The organism is Enterovibrio calviensis DSM 14347, from assembly GCF_000621165.1.
In the GTDB taxonomy this organism is placed as follows: domain Bacteria; phylum Pseudomonadota; class Gammaproteobacteria; order Enterobacterales; family Vibrionaceae; genus Enterovibrio; species Enterovibrio calviensis.
This window is the reverse complement of the sequence record NZ_JHZA01000008.1, coordinates 51902-74938: the sequence shown is the minus strand read 5'-3', so window position 1 is coordinate 74938 and position 23037 is coordinate 51902. Positions and strand designations below refer to the sequence as shown.

The following is a 23037-nucleotide window of genomic DNA, read 5'->3' as shown; positions in this document are numbered from 1 at the left end:
ACTAGAAAGGTAGCCAATACGGAAAAATGTTTGGCTACCTGATTCTTTTTCCCCATATTTTCTTTCTTAAGTTAACGTCTTCTTGCCCCCACTTTTTCTATTTCAGTCTCTATACTGAGAAATTGGAGGTGCCGCTATGTCAAATCGCTCTGACTCTGCTCGTGTCGAAAGCACGAAATCGTTTTCTGAACCATCTTTGTCCATGGAAAATGCAGATGGTCATCATCATGAATCGACACCATCGCAACTATCCCCATCACAGGCTTGTCAGTATTGTGATCCAGAGGGTGAACAACACTCGTGTCATGAATCTGCAGGCGAGTCGGGTTACTGCTTTTGGCATGACGAAAATGCTTCAAAGGATGGGCCTGACGTAAAAGAAAAGCTTGAAGCCTTTGCAAAAGACGGTGGGCAACTTCGAGGGATCATAGTTAAGCGTGCCGACCTTCGAGACGTGAATTTAGTCAAGCATGGCCCCGGCGGTGGCTATGACCTGAGCTATGCCAACTTCTATCGTTCGAACATGACGTCCGCGCACCTGTTTAATGCAAAGTTTGATCACGGCAGTTTGATGAAGGCTGATCTTCATGATGCAAACGTCCACTGTGCCAGTTTCATTAACTGTAATTTACTGGGCGTGAAGCTGACGGACACCAAAATCGACAACATAAAAGTTGGGCATACTCTTCAACAGGAAGCTGAAGGGAAAATTGCTGAACGAGCAAAGGACATGGAAAAGGCCCTTGATCTTTACGAGCAATCTGAAGAGATCTATCGGGACTTGCGTAAAGCGTCTGAAGCTCATGGGATTTTCACCATGGCGGGTTACTTCTTGCAAAAAGAACTGACTATGCGCAGGTGCCAAATGCCGTATTTTTCGACACAGCGTGCCATGTCTAAAACAGTTGATTTGTTTTGTGGTTATGGTGAAAGCCCCATTCGTGTGATTTTTTTCTCCCTAGTGTTGATATTGATAAGTGCGATACTCTACTTCGTGACAGGCATTCAGTATGCCGGAGACCCTGTTGGGTATTCGTCGGAACTTGGAATGGGTGGCAATGCGCAGGCATTCGCTGAGTGCCTCTACTATAGCGTCGTGACGTTTACGACCCTTGGGTATGGCGACTACATACCTGTGGGGATGTCGCGATTAGTTGCGGCGACAGAAGCCTTCACTGGTAGTTTCACCATCGCACTCTTCGTGGTGGTTTTTGTGAAGAAAATGACGCGGTAACAGTTAGGCCAATACAACTTTGCGAAATATTCAAAAGCAGCGGGGCTAGCCGAACCGCTGCTTTTTCGTTACTCTCGAAGTACGAAAAATTAAGGACCTCAAGTATTTCAGATGGAGCAATTGACGTTACAACCTATTTCTACCATTAATGGTGAAGTGAACCTCCCTGGTTCAAAGAGCGTTTCAAACCGCGCATTGCTTTTAGCGGCACTCGCAAAAGGCACAACACGACTAACTAACCTGCTCGATAGCGACGACATTCGTCATATGCTCAATGCCCTGACAAAGTTGGGTGTGACATATCGTTTATCTGACGATAAAACTGTTTGTGAAGTTGAAGGCCTAGGTGGTCCATTTCGTACGTCAGAATCCATGGAATTGTTTTTAGGCAATGCTGGCACGGCAATGCGACCATTGGCTGCGGCGTTGTGTGTCGGCCAAGGTGAATATGTGCTGACAGGCGAGCCACGCATGAAAGAGCGTCCAATTGGACACTTAGTTGATGCAATGGTCACAGTCGGTGCCGATGTCACGTATTTGGAAAATGAAAACTACCCGCCGCTAAAAATTGTGAGCAAAGAGATCAGCGGTGGCGACGTTGAAATTGATGGCACCATTTCAAGTCAGTTTTTAACCGCACTTCTCATGACAGCGCCACTCTTTAGTGGTGATACCAATATTCGTATCAAAGGCGATTTGGTCTCTAAACCTTACATCGACATTACATTGCACATCATGGCGCAGTTCGGTGTTGAAGTTGCCAATAACGACTATCAAACCTTCCAAGTTAAGGGTAATCAGTCCTACACAGCACCGGGCGACTTCTTAGTGGAAGGGGATGCCTCTTCTGCATCGTATTTTCTTGCCGCAGCTGCCATTAAAGGCGGCGAAGTGAAAGTGACGGGTATTGGCAAGAAAAGCGTTCAAGGTGATGTGAAGTTTGCTGACGCGCTGGCAGCAATGGGCGCAGAAATCGAGTGGGGCGACGACTACGTGATTGCTCGACGCGGTGAATTGAAAGCAGTAGATTTGGATTTTAACCATATTCCAGATGCCGCTATGACCATTGCAACCGCCGCATTGTTTGCCGAAGGCACCACGTCAATCCGCAACGTATACAATTGGCGAGTCAAAGAAACTGACCGCTTGTCAGCCATGGCGACCGAGTTGCGCAAAGTGGGTGCGGAAGTGGAAGAGGGTGAAGACTACATCACCATCACGCCAACGGCGAATATCAAGCATGCGGACATCGATACTTATGATGATCACCGTATGGCGATGTGTTTCTCGCTGGTCGCTTTAAGTGACACGCCAGTGACCATTAACGACCCTAAGTGCACATCGAAAACGTTTCCTGACTATTTCGAAAAATTAGCTGCGTTGTCAAAAAGCTAAATTAGATTCAAGTTATGAACGAGAAAAACAGGTCGGCTCATCGCCGACCTGTTTTTTTTGTCCGTAGTTCCCTATAATACGCCCCCGATTACTCAGAGCGGCGGATTGTTCAGTGAATCGCTGAATATTTGTCTTATTGCCGCTTTGAACGTACATGATTTGGAGAAGTCTATGTCTACTCTCGCGCCTGTAATTACTGTTGATGGCCCTAGCGGCGCTGGCAAAGGAACACTTTGCATGCTGTTGGCTGAAAAGCTGGGCTGGCATTTGCTCGACTCCGGTGCGATTTATCGTGTACTTGCTCTTGCTGCTATTCATCACGGTGTTGACCCAGAATCTGAAGATGCATTGGTTCCTCTTGCCGCTCACCTTGATGTTCAGTTCAAAGCAGAAGGTGACTTGGTGAAAGTCATTTTGGAAGGCGAAGACGTATCTAGTGAGCTTCGCAAAGAAGAAACAGGTATGGCTGCATCGAAAGTGGCAGCGTTGCCACGTGTACGTGAAGCGTTGCTTCGTCGTCAGCGTGCTTTTGCAGATGCGCCAGGGCTAGTCGCGGATGGCCGAGACATGGGAACCGTCGTTTTTCCTAAGGCTGAAGTGAAAATTTTCCTTGATGCCAGCGCTGAAGAGCGTGCTACTCGCCGCATGAACCAGTTGCAACTAAAGGGGTTAGATGTTAACTTTGACCGCCTTTTAAACGAAATTCAGGAACGTGATGACCGAGATCGCAACCGCGCAGTCGCGCCATTACGTCCCGCGGACGATGCACTATTGCTAGATTCAACTTCTCTCAACATTGAGCAGGTGCTTGAGCAAGCATTGTCCTATATTGAAAGTAAATTTACCGTTACTTCTTGAAGTAGCGGCAAAGCCGTTGGTCGCAAGGATGATGACCGACATTAATATCAACCCCACGCGGTAGGATACCCGTGGACGTTTAAATTATTGAAGATCAAATTAATGACTGAATCTTTTGCTTCACTCTTTGAAGAATCGCTAAAAACGATTGAAACTCGCCCAGGTGCCATCGTTAAAGGTACTGTTGTAGCTATCGCGAACGGTTATGTTCTTGTTGATGCTGGCCTGAAATCAGAGTCTTCTATCCCTGCAGAGCAATTCAAAAACGCTGCTGGCGAGCTGGAAATCGAAGTTGGCGCTGAAGTTGACGTTGCACTTGACGCTATCGAAGATGGCTTCGGTGAAACTCAACTGTCTCGTGAAAAAGCGAAACGTCACGAAGCTTGGATCCAACTTGAGAAAGCTTACGAAGAAGCTGAAACTGTTATCGGTGTTATCAACGGTAAAGTTAAAGGCGGTTTCACTGTTGAGCTAAACGGCATCCGTGCGTTCCTACCTGGTTCACTGGTTGACGTTCGTCCAGTACGTGACACTGCTCACCTGGAAGGCAAAGAGCTGGAGTTCAAAGTTATCAAGCTAGACCAGAAGCGCAACAACGTTGTTGTTTCTCGTCGTGCTGTTATCGAATCTGAAAACAGCGTTGAGCGTGATGAACTACTTGCTTCTCTGCAAGAAGGTATGGAAGTTAAAGGTATCGTTAAGAACCTGACTGACTACGGCGCATTCGTAGATCTAGGCGGTGTTGACGGCCTGCTTCACATCACTGACATGGCTTGGAAACGCGTTAAGCACCCATCAGAAATCGTTAACGTTGGTGACGAGATTCTGGTTAAAGTTCTTAAGTTCGATCGTGACCGTACTCGCGTATCACTAGGTCTTAAGCAACTTGGCGAAGATCCATGGGTAGCAATCGCTAACCGTTACCCAGAAGGTCACAAGTTGACTGGTCGTGTAACTAACCTAACTGATTACGGCTGCTTCGTAGAAATCGAAGAAGGCGTTGAAGGTCTAGTACACGTTTCTGAAATGGACTGGACTAACAAAAACATTCACCCATCTAAAGTTGTTAACGTGGGTGATGAAGTTGAAGTTATGGTTCTGGACATCGACGAAGAACGTCGCCGTATCAGCCTGGGTCTGAAACAATGTAAGAACAACCCATGGCAAGTATTTGCAGAAATGCAAAACAAAGGCGACCAAGTAACTGGTAAGATCAAGTCTATCACTGACTTCGGTATCTTCATCGGTCTTGACGGCGGTATCGACGGCCTAGTTCACCTGTCTGACATTTCTTGGAATGTTGCAGGCGAAGACGCTGTTCGCGACTTCAAGAAAGGCGACGAGATCTCTGCAGTAGTTCTTCAGGTTGATGCTGAGCGTGAGCGTATCTCACTAGGTATCAAGCAAATGGAAGAAGACCCGTTCAACAACTACCTAGCTGATTTCAAGAAAGGTACTATTGTTAAGGGTAAAGTAACTGCAGTTGACGCTAAAGGCGCAACCGTTGAGCTGATCGAAGGCGTTGAAGGTTACCTACGTGCTTCTGAAGCATCACGTGACCGCGTTGAAGATGCAACTCTGGTTCTTGCTGTTGGCGACGAAGTTGAAGCGAAGTTCACCGGTGTTGACCGTAAGAACCGCGTAGTTAACTTGTCAGTTCGTGCGAAAGACGAAGCTGAAGAGCAAGAAGCTATGGCAACTCTGAACAAAGCTGACGAAGCTGCGTTCGGTAATGCAATGGCTGACGCGTTCAAAGCTGCGAAAAGCGAATAATTAATGTAATGTGAGGGGGAAAAATTCCTCCTCTACAGTTATACTGTTGAGAAACATACTAAAAGCGGGGTGTACATGACCAAGTCTGAGCTAATCGAAAGACTATGCAGTCAACAAACCCATCTTTCTGCCAAACAGGTAGAAGATGCCATCAAGGAAATCCTTGAACACATGGCCACTACACTCGAGGAAGGCGACAGAATCGAGATTCGTGGTTTTGGTAGTTTCTCTTTGCATTATCGCGCTCCTCGTGTTGGACGCAATCCAAAGACAGGCGACAAGGTTGAGTTGGACGGTAAATACGTTCCTCATTTTAAACCTGGGAAGGAGCTTCGCGACCGAGTTAACCTTTAAGGTTGATTTGCTTTCGAACAAAAAACGGCATGCGCTACGTATGCCGTTTTTTTTATGCCTGTTACAATGGTCTGACAAGGCAAATTGCTGCATAATCACTGGTATACCCAAGCTACTTTGAGCAACACAATTTAGGTGGCTTAGGTATAATAGTCCAACAAGCAAGTCATCGATGTTAGACGATTCAGTCTTGCTCATCGTTGGAAGTAATATAAGAGGGAATGACTGTGAAGATTATTGGTATCGTTTTACTGGTCCTGTGTTTTCTAATCACACTTGCTCTTGGTGCGCAAAATCAGGAAGTGGTTAATTTTAACTACCTGGTAGCACAAGGTGAGTTTAGATTGTCTTTACTACTGGGCGTAGTATTTGGTTCGGGGTTTGCACTCGGCTGGTTGATATGTGGCATGTTGTACATCAGAGCGAAGATGTCAGTCGCTATGATGAAAAAACAGGTCAACAGACAGCGCCAGGAATTGGACAAACTGAGAATCGACGCCGTTAAGGAATAATCGTAAATGCTTGAGCTGTTGTTTCTATTGCTGCCAATCGCCGCTGGTTACGGTTGGTATATGGGCAATAGGAATGCTCGTCATCGTAAGCAGGATCAGTCTCATCATTTATCGAGACAATATGTAGCAGGTTTAAACCTTCTTTTATCTGATCAGTCAGACAAAGCGGTAGACCTGTTCATCGAACTGCTCCAAGTCGATAACGAGACCATTGATACCCACTTAGCACTCGGCAATCTTTTCCGCTCCCGTGGAGAAGTAGATCGAGCGATTCGCATCCACCAAAATCTCATCGCTCGACCTAATCTTACTCTCGATCAACGTAACCTTGCGCTTCAGCAACTTGCCAAAGACTATATGGTCGCTGGTTTTTTCGACCGTGCAGAGAAGATTTTCCACCAATTAATTGATGAACCTGACTACAAGCAGTTTGCCCTACAGCAATTGCTCGCGATTTATCAGCAAACACGCGAATGGGATAAAGCCATTGATATTGCAACGCGTTTGGTGAAGTCGGGCAAGAGCAAGCTCAAACGAGATATTTCACATTTTTATTGCGAACTTGCCATGCAAATGCTGGCTGAGGGCGATGAGAAAGCCACGAGACAGTTACTTCGCCGTGCATTGTCTTCTGACAAAGGCTGCGTGAGAGCGTCCATCATGCTGGCACGCATAGACATAGAAAATGAAGACTATCGAGATGCAGCAAAAGGTCTCGAGCAAGTCCTGGAACAAGACATTGATTTTGTCAGCGAAGCATTACCGTTATTAGCGAAGTGTTACCAGCACATGGACAAAGAAATGTCCTTGGTTCGTTTCCTGAAAAACTGCATTGAGAAAAACACCGGTGCTTCGGCTGAATTGATGATGTCCGATATCATCAGCGACCATGAAAACCCAGCCATGGCTCAGAGCTTCTTAACGAGACAGCTCACCAAAAACCCTACCATGAAAGGCTTCCACAAATTGATGGAGCTTCATGTTGAGCAAGCAGAAGAAGGGCGCGGAAAAACCAGCCTGACGACGCTCAAACACTTGGTTGCGGAACAGTTAAAAGTGAAGCCACATTATCGTTGCCGAAAATGTGGCTTTTCAACTCACTCCTTGTACTGGCATTGTCCATCATGCAAAGGGTGGGGTTCGATAAAACCCATCAGAGGTCTAGACGGAGAATAATTAGGAATGCAGGATCCAAAAGTTATTGTTGCATTAGATTACCCAAACATTGATCAGGCGCTCGCGTTTGTAGATCGTATTGAGCCAGGCAGTTGCCACCTGAAAGTGGGTAAGGAAATGTTTACCCTTTACGGTCCTGACTATGTACGCAAGCTTCATGAGCGTGGTCATACTGTTTTTCTGGATCTGAAATTTCACGATATTCCTAATACCTGTGCGCGTGCTGTTGCGGCTGCAGCGGAATTGGGCGTGTGGATGGTGAACGTTCACGCAAGTGGCGGTGAGCGAATGATGGTTGCTGCGCGTGAAGCGTTGGAACCGTATGGAAAAGACAAGCCATTGCTGATCGGCGTGACGGTGCTGACTAGCATGGAGCAAAGCGATCTTATGGGTATTGGTATTAACCGGGAGCCTCAAGAACATGTATTGTCTTTGGCTTCGCTAACGCGAAATGCTGGACTAGACGGTGTGGTTTGTTCTGCACATGAGTCGAGCATGCTGAAATCTGCGTTAGGGCAAGATTTCAAACTAGTGACTCCAGGCATTCGCCCTGCAGGTTCTGACGCGGGCGACCAACGCCGTATAATGACGCCTGTAGAAGCCGTGACAGCGGGTTCTGACTACTTGGTTATCGGTCGTCCAATTACGCAAGCAGCAGACCCAATGCAGGTTCTGACAGAGATTAATGCCTCTTTGGCTTAGAACGTGTTGGTCGATAATATGATTTGACCAAGCGCTGTTAGCGAAAACATCAAAAGAGCGGCTGATAGCCGCTCTTTTTGTTTCTAATCAGGACGAATCATTTGGTCAGGAATACTATATGTCGCTTTATGCGACGTTGTATCTTGAACGTCTGTCCATGGTTGGGGCGGTAAAGTGGCTTTCAATAAGACGCTGCGTTAAACCGTGCTGCGGGTCAGAAAATACAGACTGTGTCGTTCCAGACTCAACGACTTCACCATTTTGCATCACCATCACTTTGTCGGCGACATGCTTAATAACGCCCATGTGTTGTGACACATAGATGTAGGAAAGCCCCATTAGCTCTTGCAGTTCGAGAAGCAGGTTCAGGATCTGGGAACGCATGGACATATCCAATCCATTCAAAGCTTCATCCGCGACAATCACACAGGGCTGCAGAATCAAAGCTCTTGCCAGCGAGATACGCTGCTTTTGCCCTGTTGCCAGCATTTGCGGGTAGAAATAGGCATGTTCAGGCAGAAGGCCAACTTGACGCAGCGTGTCATTAACTCGGCGCTCACGCTCTTGCGGCGTCATATTAGTGTTTCGCTTAAGAGGACTTTCGAGTATTTGACCAATCTGATTACGCGGATTCAGCGATGTGTTGGGATCTTGGAAGATCATCCGAATCAACTTGCATCGTGTTTTGTAATCATTGGGTCTTAGCACTTCACCATTAACGCGAACTTCACCGCCAGTGGGCATAACCACACCCGCCAGCATTTTAGCCAGCGTCGACTTTCCTGAACCATTTTCACCGATGAATGCCAGAGTTTCGCCTGCGTCCAATGAGAAAGACACCGGCTTTACCGCTTCAATCACGCGCTTGGTGAAAATTCCGGTGCGGTATTGATAGTTTTTGGATAAGCCATCAACTTCAAGCAGTGCGGTCATGTTTTTTGGCTTCCATATTGAGAGGGAAATGACAGGCGAATTTGTGATTCTTCACTTTGATGGTACGTGGCACTTCAACACACTTTCGTTGTGCGTAAGGACAGCGAGGCCCCAATCGGCAACCAATTGGAAGGTGCTGCAACGGTGGAATCGAACCAGGAAGCGCCGCCAGCTTACTTTTGTGTGGAATGTCTTTGCTGAAATCAGGCATGGCACGAAGTAAGGCATCCGTGTATGGGTGATGCGGTTTTTCGATGATTTGCTTTCGTCCTGCCGACTCCACGGACTGACCGCAGTACATCACGGTGATGCGGTCAGCCCACTGGGTGACAGTTGTCAGATCGTGGCTGATCAACAAGATCGTGGTGTTCGCAATTTGGTTGGTTCTGCTCAATAAACGGAAAATTTGCGCCTGCGTGATTGGGTCCAAATCGGCGGTCGGTTCATCCGCAATCAAGAGTTGAGGGCGATTGGCGATGGCCATGGCAATCATGACCTTTTGGCATTCCCCATCGGTTAATTCGTAGGGGTAGCTCTTCATGACGCGCTTATGATCTTTAATACCCACTTTATGCAGCAAAGCGATAGATTGCTGTTTACGCCATGACAGGCGCTGCCACCAACTTCCGCTAAATGAGCTTGAGGGTATCGCTTCTTCCAACTGATACCCGACTTCTTCTGAAGGGTCGAGACAAGTGGATGGCTCCTGAAATATCATCGCAATGTCTTTACCAACAACATGGCGACGCTCTCTAGCAGGCAATGAGAGTAGGTCAATATTACCGAGTCTTAAACGATCCGCGCTGACACGCCAGTTGTCCTTGGTGACACCACAAATCGCCTTTGCAACTAGGCTTTTTCCTGAACCTGATTCGCCCACCAAGCCTCGGATTTCACCTTCATTGATGGTCAAGCTCATTCGGTCAACCGCTTTGACGGGGCCTTGAGGCGTATCAATTTCAATGGTGAGGTGTCGAATATCTAACAGTGGCATTATTCTGTTCCTGCGTTTAACGCTTGGCTGACGCCGTCACCGACGAGGTTGACGACAAGCACACTTATCATAATAGCTAATCCGGGCAGGGTAACTGTCCAAGGTGCTGTAAATACCAATTCGATGGAATCCCCCAGCATGGCTCCCCACTCAGGGGATGGCGCTTGCGCACCCAAGCCGAGAAAGCCTAAAGCGGCAATATCCAAAATAGCGACCGAGATAGCGCGCGTAAGCTCAGTGCTAAGAACAATAAGAATATTGGGAAGCACAGAGTGATACAGCAAATAGAAGCTGTTTGCGCCATCGAGCCGTGAAGCCAATATGTACTCTTTTTCCATTTCGGCATGAACAGCGGTGTAGACGGCGCGAATAAAGCGCGGTATCAACGCAAGCCAAACGGCGAGCAAAATGCTGAGCTCTCCTGGTCCATAAAATGCCACGACAATAATGGCGAGCAATAGCGATGGGATTGAAAGTACGGTATCTAATATATGGTTAAGAAAACTCGATTTCAGACCCGATGTCATTCCCGCTAAGATACCAATCAGTACCCCAAGAACGGCGGCAGCGAGTGCAACCAATACCGCGTATCCGAAGGTCAAACGCGATCCAGCGATCAAACGCGACAGCATGTCGCGGGTTAAGTCATCGGTTCCTAAAAAGTAATCAACAGTACCTGCGTTATCCCACGACGGCGGCTGTAGCAAGTGCCCCGTTTGAAACTGTGGGTCATAAGGTGAAATCCAAGGTGCGAGCAGCGTGATGAGTATGAGTACGCAAAGCCACCAGAAACCAAATACGGCGAGGGTGTTCTCGCGAAATGCTTTCCACGAACGCTCTAGCTGCGTTGGGATGTGCTGCTCTAAATAAACACTATTTGAGGGCATACCATTCCTTCCTTGCAAGAGGACTGATTGCCGCGCCTGCTAAATCGGAGAAAATGTTGGCGAGCAGAACAACGCTACCCACAGCCAATACCCCTGCCTGTACAGTGACATAGTCTTGAAAACTCAACGCGTTAAGCAGCCAGGTTCCGATGCCAGGCCAGTTAAAGATGGATTCAGTAATGATTGCGAACGTCATCATGGTGGAGATTTGGATACCAAATTTGGGAATAATCGGTGGCAGCGCATTTTTCAACACGTGGCGCATCACGATCTCTGATTTCGACAAGCCTTTAGTGGCTGCGGCTTTAATGTAATTTTGACTCATCACGTCTGCCACCGAATCGCGCAACAGTTTAATGATTTCAGTGGTCGGGGCGACAGCTAGCACCAGCGTTGGCATCACGAGGTGTCGAATGATGTCTTCGATGGCTTGGCTGCGCTGAGGGTGATTAGAAATCAACACATCGACCAAGGCGAAACCGGTCACTGTCGGGATTTCAAATAGAAGATTGTAACGGCCAGAAACAGGCAGCCAACCTAGATAGAGTGAAAACACCATGATCATCAAGATAGCCATCCAGAAGATAGGCATCGAAAACGTCAGTAACGTGATGGAGGAGATCATGATGTCAGCGGCAGAGCCTCGACGAATTCCCGCCAATGTACCAAATGGAATGCCGATAATGAGCGCCAAAAGGAAAGCAAAGAAACACAGTTCTAAGGTGGCAGGAAATACCTGGGACAGTGATTCTGTCACGGGTAAACCGCTGGCTGAAATGCCGAGGTCACCTTGCATGAGTTGACGTAAGTATTGGAACCAGCCAGTCCAAAACTCTTGTTGATTAAAAATGGAAAAGGGGTCAAGACGAACAATGTTGTAGCCGATCAATGTCAGGATCAGCAAAGTGATAATGAACAGATTGAGCCTGCGAATCGCGTAGATCAACATAGATCACTGGCTCCTAGAAACATTGGCAAAAGATTTGTCTCCGAAAGGACTCAGGGTTATTCCCTGAAGCTTGGCATTTCTCGCTTGATAATGAACGCCATGTGCGAGAGGAATAATAGGCATGCGTTCTTGTAAAATGGCTTGTGCGTTTAAGTAGAGTTCACGGCGCTCTTCTCGCACATCCGTTGCGATAGCCGCATCAAGGAAACGGTCAAAATAGCGGTTACACCAATTGGAAAGATTCCAGCCCGTAAACTTGGCATTGCAAGACAACAGAGGGCGAAGGAAATTATCAGGGTCTCCATTATCTGCAATCCAGCCCGTCAGCACCATATCTAAATCAGCGGGATCTTGTCTAAGTTGTTTTCGGTTGATGTCTTCTTGCGCCACGAGATTAACTGTTATGCCAATCATCGAAAGGTTTGACTGAATCAACTCTGCGGCCTTTCTTGGGCTTGGGTTATAGGATTTTGGCGTGAGTGGCACAAGGAGGTCCACCGTAAAGCCATGGCGATAACCCGCTTTCGCCATCAAGCCAAGCGCAAGTTGAGGGTCAAAGGCAATGTCACTTTGTTTGTCATAAGCCCATGACATTGGTGGCAACATGCCCGTCGCAGCAGTACCTGTTCCGTAGTAAACCGATTGAATGAGAGTGTCGCGGTTAATCGCTAAGCTTATGGCTTGGCGAACTTCGAGTTCTGATAATGCGGGGTGACGGGTGTTGAGTGCAAGGAAAGCAACGTTCATGCCCGTTTGAGAGGCGAGAACGAAGTCCGGATTCTTTTTAATTACTGATAACTGGCTGGCGATTGGAGATGACAAGACGTCACACTCTCGAGTGATCAGCTTGGTAAATGTGCCTGTGCCGCGATTGCTAATATCGTAAGCAATTTGCTCCATAGGCGCCGCACCATTCCAGTATCCCCAGTGGCGTTTTAGGCGAATGTAGCGGTGAGGCTGATAGTCATCTAAAAAGAATGCGCCTGAACCGACAGGGTGAGTATCAATGCGTTCAGGTGTACCAGAAGAAAGCAAATGCTGGGCGTATTCTGAAGAATGAACAACGGCATAAGTGGTCGCGAGAGAAGAAAGAAAAGACACGTCAGGGCGAGATAACATGAATTTGACTTTGTAGTCCCCAATGGCAACTACATCATCGATCAGGCTTTCAAAATCCATGCTGTCGAACCAAGGATACTCCCCTCCAGAAACATCATGGTAGGGGTGCTCTGGATCGATCAGGCGCTTGAAGCTAAAAACGACATCTTGGGCGGTGACGCCGCGATGAGGAATAAACCATTCAGTGACTTGAAACGTCGCGCTTCTTCGCAGATCAAAGGTGTACTCTTTACCATCCTCACTCACTTGCCAACTTTGCGCCAGCATAGGAATAGGCTGGTAGGTGTCGGGGTCAAGCTGCAACAGACGGTCGAAGATTTGACTGGAGAGAGCATCAGCAGTCAGGCCACCATCGGTGAGTTGAGGGTTAAATGTATTTGGCTGACCCGGGCCGCAATAGATGAACCCGCGGTTTCGCGCAGAGTTGTCGGAGAACGGATCTTCGCATCCTGCCAATAGGAGAATGGTAACGCTTGCGAGTAGCAAGCGGCTTAGCGCGCTCATAAGCCAATGATTAGGTAATAAAGTTAAGATGTTAATTTACCACTGAAGCAACAAAGTCACCAAGTCACGGTGCAAATAACAGGGTGATTTCAGAACAACAAACCAAAAATCATTCTGATTCGGTGTTTTCCTCACCAACCAAGTTGTATTTACGTAACAAGCCTCTTACTTGATGGTAGCTCAAGCCCAGCAGTTCTGCGGCGCGTCTTTGGTTGAACTTGGCATGTGACATGGCATATTCAACAATGTCTTTCTCTTGATTCTGTTGCCACTGACGTAAATCCATCGGCAAGGTAAATTGAGGCTGCGCGGTAGGCTCTGTGGTTGCTGACGCAGACCATGGCGGCTGATAAGGGTCCAACAAAATGGCATCGACAGGCGTGTCTTCATCAGCATGTCGATAGATGGCGCGTTCAACCACGTTCTTAAGTTCTCGCACATTGCCCGGCCAGTGATAGTCGTGAAGTGCTTTCATGGCACTAGACGTAAAGCCTGAAAAATACTGATAACCAAGCTCTCGGCACATTTTAACTGCGTAATACTCGGCGAGTAGCGCAATATCGCCTTGGCGTTCGCGAAGCGGGGGAAGATGGATAACATCAAACGCGAGACGATCGAGTAGATCGGCGCGAAACTTTCCGTCAGCGGCGAGTGCGGGTAGGTTTTCATTGGTGGCACAAATGAGCCTTACGTCGGAGCTTAGCATGTCACTTCCCCCTACACGTTCATACTCACCGTATTCAATCACGCGGAGCAGTTTTTCTTGAACGCCAAGTGGCGATGTCGCTAGCTCATCCAAGAAAAGAGTGCCGCCTTCTGCGCGTTCAAATCGTCCCTTGTGGCGTCCTTTGGCGCCACTGAACGATCCCGCCTCATGACCAAACAGCTCGGAATCAATTAGCCCCTCGCTCAAGGCGGCGCAGTTAAGGCTGACTAGCGGGCCGTCCCATCGACGTGATAAATAATGCAGTCGTTTTGCGATGAGTTCCTTACCCGTACCGCGTTCGCCCAGCAGAAGAACGGGGCGGTTGAGTGGCGCGATGCGAGAAACATGATCGAGCACTGAAAGGAAGTGATCGGATTCGCCAATAAGGTTGTCAGGTTTCTGCATGGTCAAATTTACCAACTGTTAGTTTATTTCATCATACCCTGATGGTGGCATTGTGCGCAAAATAATTTAATATATTGATATTTATAGAAAATAAAAGTTGGCACGCTGTTTGATATAGACATAACCAATGAGGTCATTCCTCAATCGGTAGGCGCAAAGGGCGCATTCGGAATAAGGAGCATCACAATGGGTATTTTCTCTCGCTTTGCAGACATCGTTAACGCCAACGTTAATTCGTTGCTGGATAAAGCCGAAGATCCACAAAAAATGGTTCGACTGATTATCCAAGAAATGGAAGATACATTGGTCGAAGTGCGCACATCTTCAGCGCGCGCGCTGGCTGACAAAAAAGAATTGGCGCGTAAAATTGATGGGATTGAACGTCAATTGGCTGATTGGCAAGAAAAAGCCACGCTAGCACTGCAGAAATCTCGTGAAGATTTGGCACGTGCCGCGTTAATTGAAAAACAGAAAGTGCACGATATCTTGCTGACATTGAATGAAGAGTTTCATTTGGTCGAAGAGACCATTGGCAAACTCGGCAACGAAGTCGCAGAACTGGAAACTAAGCTGGCAGAAACACGTGCACGTCAACAAGCGTTGGTAATTCGCCGTGAAGCGGCAGGCAAGCGCTTAGATGTTCGTCGTCAACTCGACACCGGACGTACTGATGAAGCATTGGCAAAATTCGAGCAGTACGAGCGTCGTATTGATGAGCTTGAAGCCGAAGCTGAGAGCTACAGTGTGGGCAAAGGCAAACGCCTAGAAGATGAGTTTGCAGATCTTCAAGCGCAAGATGAAATTGAAAAAGAACTCGCTCGTATGAAAGCGGAACTCAAAGACAAAGAATAAAACCTATTAAGGTAAGGAGTTGGCATGTCAATGGCGTTTTTATCTATCCCATTGGTGGTGTTTCTGGTGTTCGTTGCTCCCCTCTGGCTGTGGCTGCATTATCGCAGCAAACGTCAAGTAGGTCAGGGATTGAGCGGTGATGAATTTGAGCAGCTGCAAGCATTGGCTGACCGAGCAGAGACGCTGCAAGACCGCATTCATTCATTAGAGAGAATTCTTGATGAAGAAGCACCAAATTGGAGACACAAACAATGAGTAAAACGTTGTATCGTGATCCCGTAAACGGGAAACTCGGCGGCGTTTGTGCAGGGATCGCCGATTACTTTGGTATCGAAATCTGGTTGGTAAGGATTATTACCGTGTCGGCTTTTCTGATTGGACTGGGCTTTTTCGTGATAGTGGCATATGTGGCCGCGACCTTGATTCTCGAAAAGATGCCGCCAGAAGAAGCAAAGAAAACTAGCCATTTCCGCGAACATCAGGTTAAACAAAAGCCTTGGCAACAAGGTAAATCAGCGAGTAACTTGCTGGCAGATGTTGATCAGGAAATGATGCAGATGGAGCAAGAGGTTGCCAAAATGGAAGCCTATGTGACATCAAGCGAATTTGATCTTAATCGTCAGTTCAAAAAGCTTTAATTCTCAGACTGACATCCTCATCCCTCGCTCGTGTAGCGGGGGATTTCTGGTTCTAAGAGGAGCTTCCGCTGTCAATGAAATCCGTTAAAAGCCATGTCAATAAATGGGTGAGCCGCGGCCTAGATCGCCACGTACGTCTTGCTGTTACTGGGCTTTCGCGAGCGGGTAAAACAGCCTTTATTACGTCACTCATCAATCAGTTGCTTCATAGCGCGACCAACCCGAGAATGCCGCTGTTTCAACCTGTTCGAGATGGGCGAGTGCTTGGTGCTCGCAGGGTACAACAGACACAATTGCACATTCCGGCGTTTGATTACGATCAGGGCATTCAAGCGTTACGCTCGCAGCCCCCGCGTTGGCCGTCGCCGACGCGTGATGTCAGTGAGATTCGCCTGGCGATCCGTTATCGTCCAGACAGCGGCCCGATGAAACTGCTACAAGATACGGCCACTCTGTATTTGGATATTGTCGATTACCCCGGTGAGTGGCTACTGGATTTACCGTTGTTATCCATGAGCTTTGATGAGTGGTCGAGAAAACAATCGGGTATTTTGAGTGGAAAGCGTCAAACACTCGCGCAAGATTGGCTGTCAGCGTTAGATGAGTTTGATCCGCTGGCAGAAGCGGATGAAGCGCTTATTGCTGACCTATCAGCAAAATTCACCGCCTATTTGCACACGTGCAAAGATGAAGCCGGCCTCCATTGGGTGCAACCCGGTCGCTTTGTGTTGCCGGGCGAGTATGCAGGTGCACCAGTACTTCAATTCTTCCCGTTGGTGAATGAAAAATACGGTGAAAGCCAATTGGCTCAAGCGTCCAAAACCAGTAACTACGCCATACTGAAACAGCGTTACGATTACTACTGCCAGCACATCGTGAAGGGCTTTTATCAAGAGCACTTTTCCAAAGTAGACCGACAAATAGTGCTGGTGGATACGCTTCAACCTTTGAATGCGGGGCCAGAATCATTCAATGATATGCGTTTGGCACTTGAACAGCTTATGCAGAGCTTTCGCTATGGTAAAAGCGGCCTGATGCGTCGCTTGTTTGCGCCGAGTATCGACAAGATCTTGTTCGCGGCAACCAAGGCTGACCACGTCACGCCCGATCAGCATCCAAATCTGGTGTCTTTGCTGCAACAGCTGATACACGAAGCATGGCAAACCGCCGCGTTTGAAGGCATTGATATGGAATGCATCAGCTTGGCATCGATTCAAGCCACGCAGCCGGGCATGGTTGACCACAAAGGGGAGACTGTCGCAGCGCTTCGCGGAACGTTAGAAACCGGCGAACCTATGTTGATGTACCCAGGCGATGTGCCGGGACGTTTGCCGGGTGATGCATTTTGGCAAAACAATCAGTTTGAATTTCGTCAGTTCAGGCCAATGCCGAACGATGTAGACGAACCCTTGCCACACATTCGAGTCGATAAAGCACTGCAGTATTTACTGGGTGACAAACTCAGATAAAGGTACGACATGAGCGATTACAAAAAAGCGATGGTGTTTGAAGACACCGAAAAGCCGAAAGAAGAAGCGCCAGAATTGACGCTTCAAAAGCAATTTGACAGCGAGGCAACAACGTTTGCTGTCAAAGAGATAGAATCAGAAACCGAGGCTGAGCAAGTTCTTGAATCGGCGCTCGCCCCGAAGAAAAAACGTTGGGGCTTTCGCGCCCTTGCTGTGGCCGGCCTTGGCCTGGTTGGTTGGCAGACCGTCGACAGTGTGTGGACAGCCGTTCAAGCTGCTGATTGGCTCGCCGTAGGCTGGAGTGGTTTTGTTGCTGGTATCGCGGCAATGGGCGCCGCAGCCTTAGGACGAGAGTTCATGGCGTTGAGTCGATTGAAAGGTCGACAAGATGAGCGCGAACAGGTGCTGTCCATCATTGAAGCTGATGGAATTGGCAAAGCCAAAAGCGTGTGTGAAAAGCTCGCCAAACAGGCAAACAGTGAGATGACGGCCGGCTATGATAAGTGGCAAACTTCACTTGCAGCCACACACAATGATCGAGAAGTGTTCGAGCTGTACGACCAAATGGTGGTGATTGAGCAAGATATTCGTGCAAAGAAAATGGTCACGAAATACGCCTCAGAAGCGGCGGTCATGGTGGCACTTAGCCCATTAGCCATCGCAGACATGCTGCTGGTGGCATGGCGAAACTTTCGCTTACTCGAACAAGTCTCCACCATCTATGGCGTGAAGCTGGGCTATTGGTCTCGGATCCGTTTATTGCGTTTGGTGCTGGCAAACATGGCGTTTGCTGGAGCAAGTGAAGCCATGACGGATATTGGTGCCGATCTCTTATCTGTTGATTTGGCAGGCAAACTGTCAGCCCGTGCTGCACAGGGCTTGGGAGTGGGGCTATTGACCGCGAGACTAGGGTACAAAGCCATGGCGGTGATGCGCCCTCTGCCTTATGTCGGAACCCAAGCACCAAAGCTATCTGACATGCGAAAGCAGCTGTTGGGCAGACTCACCTCGTCTAAAAAGTAATCTAGACAGGAGGTGGTGCTATCTTTGCCCGCTCAAGCAAACCAGTGAAAGGAGGCTTTCACTGGTTTGTTCTTTCGAGTTTCCTTTCTCTCCTCTTCATCAAAACCCGCGTTTCTGTTCTCACGTTTTGTATCGCGCCGCTTGACTCATACGGGCTTCGGGAGCAAACTTCAAAAACTGTCAACAATTCCTGACACTTTACATAGAGATTTATTGCTGAGTAATGTGACTGTGTATTGGTGCAATTTTTCTCATCAACAGGGTCGATGTCGAAACACTGATATCTTCGCCCTTACTGCTAGCAGGACATCACCGTGAGACTACAGGTCTTTTGCGAAGATCGACTTGGCTTAACTCGTGAGTTACTCGATATTCTGGCTCGACGCAGCATTGACTTGCGTGGCATAGAGATCGATCAAGTCGGGATCATTTACTTAAATTGCCCCGAAATCGAATTTGAGGAGTTTCGACAGCTCATGTCGGAAATTCGTTTGATCAGCGGCGTTACTGATGTCAGGAAAATTCAATTTCTCCCTGCAGAACGCGAACATCGCGAACTTCGCGCTTTGCTTGAAACCTTGAGCGATCCCGTGTTTTCCGTGAGTTTGAACGGCAAAGTCGACATGGCAAACAAAGCCGCTTTTCGCCTGATGGACACGGAAGAAGCCCAGTTAATCGGTGAAGTGGCGAATAACCTTTTCCCTGATTTCAATTTCACACATTGGTTAGAGCGAGATAACGCCAGTCAGGTATGTCGTCAAGTTGTTATATCTGGCTTGGACTACCTGATGGAAGTGATGCCGGTGTATGTCACGGACAGCGAAGACAAGGACTTGTTAGCCAGTGCCGTTATTCAACTAAAACAAGTGTCGATGAGCCATTTGCCGACCACCTTGTATCGCACGCAGGGAGAGCATGGCTTTGAACACCTTGTTGGCCAATCGAGCAAATTCCGTGCACTAGTTAATCAAGCGAAAAAGTTCGCGTTGCTGGACGCCCCCTTGTTGATCCAAGGAGAAACGGGAACAGGCAAAGAGTTGCTGGCGAAAGCGTGTCATCAGCGATCGCATCGTGCCGATAATCCGTTTTTGCTCGTGAACTGTGTTTCTATGCCGGATGACGCGGCTGAAACCGAACTGTTTGGTTGCGCACCGGGTATTGACCACGATGGCAAAAAAGGCCAGTTCGAACAGGCTGACGGCGGAACCGTATTCTTGTACGAAGTGGGTGAAATGAGCCCGCATTTGCAAATCAAGCTACTCCGCTTTATGCAAGACGGTACTTTCCGTCGTGTTGGCGAAGAGCGCGAAATCAAAGTCGATGTTCGTGTGATTTGCTCCACGCAGAAGAATCTTGCAGAGCGTGTGTCAGCAGGGCAGTTCAGAGAAGATTTGTATTATCGACTCAATGTATTGTCGCTGACCGTGCCTTCACTTCGAGAGCGTCCATCGGATGTTCAGCCACTGGCTGAGTTGTTTCTCAATCAATTCTCGGCGGAATTGGGTCAAGAAAAGCCAATGCTTCAGCAGGGTGTGCCTGAGTTCTTAACGCAGTATTCTTGGCCGGGCAATGTCCGACAGCTTCGTAACGTCTTGTTCCGTGCAATGACACAGATTGAAGATGGCTGTTTGACCAAAGAGGACATTCAGTTGCCTGAAACAGAGCAAGCTGCATTCCTCACGGAAGAGACCATGGAAGGCTCGTTGGATGACATCATGAAGCGTTATGAGTCGGGCATTTTGTCGAATTTATATCGCAGCTATCCATCCACACGTAAGCTTGCAAAACGTTTAAATGTTTCGCATACCGCGGTGGCAAACAAATTGCGTGAATACGCGATAGGCAAGAAGTAATCGTGAAAAAGCGGCTAACCTAGGTTGCCGCTTCTTCTAATTGCAGTAGTTTTTGTTTTATTTCTACCCCGTAGCGATACCCTGTGAGTTTTCCATTGCTGCCAATGACCCGATGGCAAGGCACAATAAAAGGAATAGGGTTGACGTTACTTGCCATCCCCACAGCGCGACACGCTAATGGGTTTCCAATGGCTTCCGCAATCTGGCTATAGGTTCGTGTTTCGCCATAGGGAATGTCACGGATGGCTTGCCAGACTTGATGTTGGAATTCTGTGCCATGAGGTGCGAGGGTAACGTCGAATTGGGTGCGATCGCCAGTAAGAAATTCGAGCAACTGGTTTCGATATGCGGAGATCTTTGATTTGGAGTGTTTCCACTCTAGGCTCGGCTCAAAGGGATGATGAAGACACAACGAAAGTTGTCTAAGTCCTGATTCATCCGCCAACATATGTATTTTCCCCAGCGGGGAATCGAAGCTATCGTAGTACATAAGACCAGTCCAAAGGTAGACAGGAGGCAAGTTGTCAATCGAGATTATAAACCCTTTCCCCAGTTTAAACGTCGATAATCTTGTTGTTCGAGCGATTCAAAAGGCGGATGTCGCAAGAGTGGTTCGATATTTTCAGGTGAATCGCACTTTCTTGACGCCATGGGAGCCGCTAAGGCCGGATGGTTTTTTTACCTACGAAGGGTGGGAAAGACGCGTTATTCAGCTGACTGAACTGCAAAAACATGGCTTGGCTTATTACTTTCTGATTTTTGAAGAAGGAAGTGATGAAATCGCGGGTGTGATTACCTACAACAACATCATGCAGTTTCCTTTTCACGCCTGTAATGTCGGGTACTCGTTATCTGAAACCTCTCAAGGGAAAGGCTTAATGAGACGCTCGCTCAAAGCGACCAACCAATGGCTGTTTGATAACCTAAATCTGCATCGCATCATGGCTTCTTATATGCCGCGTAATACACGTAGCGAATCCGTTCTGCTTGAAGCCGGCTTTGTGAAGGAAGGGGAAGCGAAAGACTACCTACTGATTAATGGTCAGTGGGAAGACCATATCTTAACGTCTGTGATCAATCCGCATTGGGTGGCATCTATTAATGAGTAATAACATACTCAAAAAAATGCCCCTTCCATTTTTTTAAATAACGGAAAGGGCTTTGCTTACCTGTTCTAGCTTCTAGCTTCTAGCTTCTAGCTATCAGGTCACAGTAATTAAACGCATGGTGTTGGTCGCGCCAACATAACCCATCACATCACCTTGAGTGAAAATCACCACGTCCCAAGGCTGAAGGTGGCCTTGTTCCTTAAGCAAGGTTATTGCTCTGTGAGCCACGTCTGGGCCAGCACCTGTATCACTTTGGAAATAAACAGGCGTGACACCACGATAAAGAGCGGCTCTTCGCAATGTCGCTTCGTGTTGTGACAGGGCAAAAATCGGTTTGCCCGAACTGATGCGTGACATCATCAAAGCCGTTTTACCCGATTCCGTTAACGACACCATGGCTTTGACTTTCGGCATGTGGTTCGCCGCATACATAGTCGCCATGGACACGGTTTCTTCAATCAATTCGAATTCTTTGTTGAGGCGGTGATTGGAGACGTTAATGGATGGCATTTTTTCTGCCCCAATACACACTTCGGCCATGGCTCTGACCGTTTCAAGTGGGTAATCACCCGCTGCCGTTTCTGCCGATAGCATAACGGCATCTGTTCCATCTAACACGGCGTTGGCGACGTCCATGACTTCTGCGCGGGTTGGCATCGGCGCTTTGATCATCGACTCCATCATCTGCGTAGCAGTTATCACGCAGCGGTTTAGCGCACGAGCGCGGCGGATAAGCTTTTTCTGCACACCCACAAGCTCAGGGTCACCAATTTCGACACCCAGATCGCCCCTTGCCACCATCACCACATCTGACGCTTCGATAATGTCATCGATATTTTCATCGGTCGCGACCGTTTCGGCACGTTCGACTTTGGCGACCAAGCGGGCGTCTAAGCCTGCATCACGCGCTAATGAACGCGCAAGGCGCATGTCTTCGCCATTACGAGGGAAAGAGATAGCGAGGTAATCGACACCAATTTGCGCAGCGGTAAGGATGTCTTGCTTGTCTTTGTCTGTTAGAGCTGGAGCAGAAAGACCGCCCCCTTTTTTGTTGATGCCTTTGTTATTTGAAAGTGGTCCACCAACGGTCACTTCGGTATGCACGCACGTGCCTTCTACTGAGATGACTTTTAGCTGAACGCGACCATCATCCAGCAATAAGATATCGTCTGGGCCAACATCTTTAGGGAGGTCTTTATAGTCGAGGCCAACTCGGTCTTTATCGCCTTTACCTACGGGTAAGTCACTGTCTAGGATAAAGCGGTCGCCAACAGCGAGGTTGATTTTTCCGTCAGCGAACGTAGAAACGCGTATTTTAGGGCCTTGTAGATCGCCAAGAATACCGACGTGCGTCCCCAATTTTGCCGCGATTTCACGCACTTGATCTGCGCGCTTGATATGGTCTTCCGCGCTGCCGTGAGAAAAGTTCATCCGCACAACGTTGGCACCGCTGGCAATGAGCTGTTCAAGCACGCCGTCTTTGTCAGTTGCAGGCCCTAGGGTGGTAACAATTTTCGTTCGACGCATTGGGTCAGTCATGAAAGTCCCCTGAAAATGAGATGATTGAAATTCAATGTCGGTGATTCATTGAT

At 48.1% G+C, this 23037-nt stretch carries 23 protein-coding genes; 15 read left to right on the top strand and 8 right to left on the bottom strand.

Annotated elements, in window-relative coordinates:
- The first annotated feature begins 136 nt into the window (after positions 1–136).
- The 8 genes from Q365_RS0107335 (at position 137) to pyrF (ending at position 8004) form a co-directional block, all read left to right on the top strand.
- Positions 137–1234, top strand: a complete 1098-nt coding sequence (locus Q365_RS0107335) for an ion channel (RefSeq protein ID WP_028022732.1) — start codon at positions 137–139, stop codon at positions 1232–1234.
- A gap of 111 nt (positions 1235–1345) precedes the next feature.
- A complete protein-coding gene (gene aroA, locus Q365_RS0107330; protein ID WP_028022731.1) occupies positions 1346–2629 on the top strand; it encodes a 3-phosphoshikimate 1-carboxyvinyltransferase in 1284 nt (427 codons plus the stop codon).
- A 171-nt stretch (positions 2630–2800) separates the two neighbouring features.
- A complete protein-coding gene (cmk, locus tag Q365_RS0107325) occupies positions 2801–3487 on the top strand; it encodes a (d)CMP kinase (RefSeq protein ID WP_028022730.1) in 687 nt (228 codons plus the stop codon).
- A 102-nt stretch (positions 3488–3589) separates the two neighbouring features.
- The gene (gene rpsA, locus Q365_RS0107320; protein WP_028022729.1) at positions 3590–5260 is read left to right on the top strand and encodes a 30S ribosomal protein S1; all 1671 of its coding nucleotides are present in this window, start codon (positions 3590–3592) and stop codon (positions 5258–5260) included.
- Between the two features lie 75 nt (positions 5261–5335).
- Complete coding sequence (gene ihfB, locus Q365_RS0107315) at positions 5336–5614, top strand: integration host factor subunit beta (RefSeq protein WP_028022728.1); 279 nt, start codon at positions 5336–5338, stop codon at positions 5612–5614.
- Between the two features lie 227 nt (positions 5615–5841).
- Complete coding sequence (locus Q365_RS0107310) at positions 5842–6126, top strand: LapA family protein (protein WP_028022727.1); 285 nt, start codon at positions 5842–5844, stop codon at positions 6124–6126.
- A gap of 6 nt (positions 6127–6132) precedes the next feature.
- On the top strand, positions 6133–7302 hold the full coding sequence (gene lapB / locus Q365_RS0107305) for a lipopolysaccharide assembly protein LapB (protein ID WP_028022726.1): 1170 nt from the start codon (positions 6133–6135) through the stop codon (positions 7300–7302).
- 6 nt (positions 7303–7308) lie between these two features.
- Positions 7309–8004 carry an orotidine-5'-phosphate decarboxylase gene (pyrF, locus tag Q365_RS0107300; RefSeq protein WP_028022725.1) on the top strand — a complete coding sequence of 232 codons (696 nt, stop codon included), beginning with the start codon at positions 7309–7311 and terminating at the stop codon, positions 8002–8004.
- Positions 8005–8130: 126 nt separating this feature from the next.
- On the opposite strand, the gene Q365_RS0107295 is transcribed toward pyrF, so the two are convergent.
- The 6 genes from Q365_RS0107295 to pspF form a co-directional block, all read right to left on the bottom strand.
- Positions 8131–8937 (bottom strand): peptide ABC transporter ATP-binding protein, encoded by an 807-nt coding sequence (locus Q365_RS0107295; protein WP_028022724.1) that lies wholly within the window; start codon positions 8935–8937, stop codon positions 8131–8133.
- Positions 8921–9931, bottom strand: a complete 1011-nt coding sequence (locus tag Q365_RS0107290; protein ID WP_028022723.1) for a peptide ABC transporter ATP-binding protein — start codon at positions 9929–9931, stop codon at positions 8921–8923. Before Q365_RS0107290 ends, Q365_RS0107295 begins: the two co-directional genes overlap by 17 nt.
- On the bottom strand, positions 9931–10818 hold the full coding sequence (gene sapC / locus Q365_RS0107285) for a putrescine export ABC transporter permease SapC (RefSeq protein WP_028022722.1): 888 nt from the start codon (positions 10816–10818) through the stop codon (positions 9931–9933). Before sapC ends, Q365_RS0107290 begins: the two co-directional genes overlap by 1 nt.
- A complete protein-coding gene (locus Q365_RS0107280; protein WP_028022721.1) occupies positions 10805–11767 on the bottom strand; it encodes an ABC transporter permease in 963 nt (320 codons plus the stop codon). The genes sapC and Q365_RS0107280 overlap by 14 nt, the downstream gene beginning before the upstream one ends.
- A gap of 3 nt (positions 11768–11770) precedes the next feature.
- Positions 11771–13390: an ABC transporter substrate-binding protein SapA gene (sapA, locus tag Q365_RS0107275; RefSeq protein ID WP_028022720.1), complete on the bottom strand. Its 1620-nt coding sequence runs from the start codon at positions 13388–13390 to the stop codon at positions 11771–11773.
- Between the two features lie 109 nt (positions 13391–13499).
- Positions 13500–14501 (bottom strand): phage shock protein operon transcriptional activator, encoded by a 1002-nt coding sequence (pspF, locus tag Q365_RS0107270; RefSeq protein ID WP_028022719.1) that lies wholly within the window; start codon positions 14499–14501, stop codon positions 13500–13502.
- 186 nt (positions 14502–14687) lie between these two features.
- Here pspF and pspA point away from each other — a divergent pair, with 186 nt between their 5' ends.
- From pspA to tyrR, 6 genes are all read left to right on the top strand, one after another.
- Positions 14688–15353, top strand: coding sequence for a phage shock protein PspA (gene pspA / locus Q365_RS0107265; protein WP_028022718.1), 666 nt, complete (start codon positions 14688–14690; stop codon positions 15351–15353).
- 24 nt (positions 15354–15377) lie between these two features.
- Positions 15378–15608 (top strand): envelope stress response membrane protein PspB, encoded by a 231-nt coding sequence (pspB, locus tag Q365_RS0107260; RefSeq protein ID WP_028022717.1) that lies wholly within the window; start codon positions 15378–15380, stop codon positions 15606–15608.
- Positions 15605–15991, top strand: a complete 387-nt coding sequence (gene pspC / locus Q365_RS0107255) for an envelope stress response membrane protein PspC (protein WP_028022716.1) — start codon at positions 15605–15607, stop codon at positions 15989–15991. Before pspB ends, pspC begins: the two co-directional genes overlap by 4 nt.
- A gap of 74 nt (positions 15992–16065) precedes the next feature.
- Positions 16066–17460: a YcjX family GTP-binding protein gene (locus tag Q365_RS0107250; protein ID WP_028022715.1), complete on the top strand. Its 1395-nt coding sequence runs from the start codon at positions 16066–16068 to the stop codon at positions 17458–17460.
- Positions 17461–17469: 9 nt separating this feature from the next.
- Positions 17470–18483: a YcjF family protein gene (locus tag Q365_RS0107245; RefSeq protein ID WP_028022714.1), complete on the top strand. Its 1014-nt coding sequence runs from the start codon at positions 17470–17472 to the stop codon at positions 18481–18483.
- Between the two features lie 314 nt (positions 18484–18797).
- Entirely contained in the window at positions 18798–20336 is a 1539-nt protein-coding gene (gene tyrR / locus Q365_RS0107240; RefSeq protein ID WP_028022713.1) for a transcriptional regulator TyrR, read from the top strand.
- A 19-nt stretch (positions 20337–20355) separates the two neighbouring features.
- Here tyrR and Q365_RS0107235 read toward each other — a convergent pair whose 3' ends face one another.
- Positions 20356–20826 (bottom strand): methylated-DNA--[protein]-cysteine S-methyltransferase, encoded by a 471-nt coding sequence (locus Q365_RS0107235; protein ID WP_028022712.1) that lies wholly within the window; start codon positions 20824–20826, stop codon positions 20356–20358.
- 31 nt (positions 20827–20857) lie between these two features.
- On the opposite strand from Q365_RS0107235, the gene rimJ reads away from it, so the two are divergent.
- A complete protein-coding gene (gene rimJ, locus Q365_RS0107230) occupies positions 20858–21445 on the top strand; it encodes a ribosomal protein S5-alanine N-acetyltransferase (protein ID WP_035024656.1) in 588 nt (195 codons plus the stop codon).
- A 93-nt stretch (positions 21446–21538) separates the two neighbouring features.
- On the opposite strand, the gene pyk is transcribed toward rimJ, so the two are convergent.
- On the bottom strand, positions 21539–22984 hold the full coding sequence (gene pyk, locus Q365_RS0107225) for a pyruvate kinase (protein WP_028022710.1): 1446 nt from the start codon (positions 22982–22984) through the stop codon (positions 21539–21541).
- Between the last annotated feature and the right edge of the window lie 53 nt (positions 22985–23037).

Bases quoted from the DNA above. Each gene is read 5' to 3' on its own strand.
- rpsA (WP_028022729.1), top strand. From the start codon at position 3,590: ATGACTGAATCTTTTGCTTCACTCTTTGAAGAATCGCTAAAAACGATT.
- Q365_RS0107290 (WP_028022723.1), bottom strand. From the start codon at position 9,931: ATGCCACTGTTAGATATTCGACACCTCACCATTGAAATTGATACGCCT.
- pspF (WP_028022719.1), bottom strand. From the start codon at position 14,501: ATGCAGAAACCTGACAACCTTATTGGCGAATCCGATCACTTCCTTTCA.
- Q365_RS0107280 (WP_028022721.1), bottom strand. From the start codon at position 11,767: ATGTTGATCTACGCGATTCGCAGGCTCAATCTGTTCATTATCACTTTG.
- Q365_RS0107335 (WP_028022732.1), top strand. From the start codon at position 137: ATGTCAAATCGCTCTGACTCTGCTCGTGTCGAAAGCACGAAATCGTTT.
- pspC (WP_028022716.1), top strand. From the start codon at position 15,605: ATGAGTAAAACGTTGTATCGTGATCCCGTAAACGGGAAACTCGGCGGC.
- pspA (WP_028022718.1), top strand. From the start codon at position 14,688: ATGGGTATTTTCTCTCGCTTTGCAGACATCGTTAACGCCAACGTTAAT.
- pyk (WP_028022710.1), bottom strand. From the start codon at position 22,984: ATGACTGACCCAATGCGTCGAACGAAAATTGTTACCACCCTAGGGCCT.
- Q365_RS0107245 (WP_028022714.1), top strand. From the start codon at position 17,470: ATGAGCGATTACAAAAAAGCGATGGTGTTTGAAGACACCGAAAAGCCG.
- sapA (WP_028022720.1), bottom strand. From the start codon at position 13,390: ATGAGCGCGCTAAGCCGCTTGCTACTCGCAAGCGTTACCATTCTCCTA.
- Q365_RS0107295 (WP_028022724.1), bottom strand. From the start codon at position 8,937: ATGACCGCACTGCTTGAAGTTGATGGCTTATCCAAAAACTATCAATAC.
- pspB (WP_028022717.1), top strand. From the start codon at position 15,378: ATGTCAATGGCGTTTTTATCTATCCCATTGGTGGTGTTTCTGGTGTTC.
- pyrF (WP_028022725.1), top strand. From the start codon at position 7,309: ATGCAGGATCCAAAAGTTATTGTTGCATTAGATTACCCAAACATTGAT.
- sapC (WP_028022722.1), bottom strand. From the start codon at position 10,818: ATGCCCTCAAATAGTGTTTATTTAGAGCAGCACATCCCAACGCAGCTA.
- Q365_RS0107250 (WP_028022715.1), top strand. From the start codon at position 16,066: ATGAAATCCGTTAAAAGCCATGTCAATAAATGGGTGAGCCGCGGCCTA.
- lapB (WP_028022726.1), top strand. From the start codon at position 6,133: ATGCTTGAGCTGTTGTTTCTATTGCTGCCAATCGCCGCTGGTTACGGT.
- aroA (WP_028022731.1), top strand. From the start codon at position 1,346: ATGGAGCAATTGACGTTACAACCTATTTCTACCATTAATGGTGAAGTG.
- Q365_RS0107235 (WP_028022712.1), bottom strand. From the start codon at position 20,826: ATGTACTACGATAGCTTCGATTCCCCGCTGGGGAAAATACATATGTTG.
- ihfB (WP_028022728.1), top strand. From the start codon at position 5,336: ATGACCAAGTCTGAGCTAATCGAAAGACTATGCAGTCAACAAACCCAT.
- cmk (WP_028022730.1), top strand. From the start codon at position 2,801: ATGTCTACTCTCGCGCCTGTAATTACTGTTGATGGCCCTAGCGGCGCT.